At 37.3% G+C, this 625-nt stretch carries 1 protein-coding gene; it reads right to left on the bottom strand.

What is annotated here, in order from left to right:
- A partial coding sequence (locus Q0L68_RS18560) for an amidohydrolase family protein (RefSeq protein ID WP_296705747.1) occupies nucleotides 1–584 on the bottom strand: 584 nt, incomplete at its 3' end.
- Nucleotides 585–625 lie beyond the last annotated feature (41 nt).

Below are 625 nucleotides of genomic sequence, written 5' to 3'. Positions count from 1 at the left end.
GTCTTTCCACCAATTACTGTTGCCCAAATCGGTAATTCCCGCAAATTATTGGCATCCTCAACCATAATATCATTTTCCATAATGACTAAATCTGCCAGCTTACCAGGTTCAATACTTCCTTTGAGTTTTTCTTCAAAATTTGCATATGCTGCCCAAATAGTCATTCCTTTCAACGCCTCCTCTCTGGTAAGTTTGTTTTCTATTTGAAAACCTTCATCTGGCCAATTATTTTTATCCTTTCTAGCTACTGCGGCATGAAAGCCATAAAGTGGATTGATAAACTCAACAGGAAAATCACTCCCTAAAGCAATCATTCCATTTTGGTTTAGAAGTTCTTTGAATGTATAAGCGTGTTTAATGCGATCAGGTCCTAGTCTTTGTTCTGCCCAATACATATCTGAAGTGGCATGAGTAGGCTGAACAGATGGGATTATGCTGAACTCAGCAAACTTTTCAATATCAGCAGGATTCACAACTTGGGCATGTTCAATTCGCCATCTTAAATCGTTTTTACCTTTCAGTACATCTGCATAGATATTTAATAGGGTTCTATTTGCAGAATCGCCAATACAATGAGTATTCATTTGAAAACCTTGTTCATACATCTTTGCCGCAAGGTTTTTAA

The organism is Algoriphagus sp. (assembly GCF_024642405.1).
In the GTDB taxonomy this organism is placed as follows: Bacteria; Bacteroidota; Bacteroidia; order Cytophagales; family Cyclobacteriaceae; genus Algoriphagus.
This window is presented reverse-complemented; position numbering and strand designations above follow the sequence as displayed.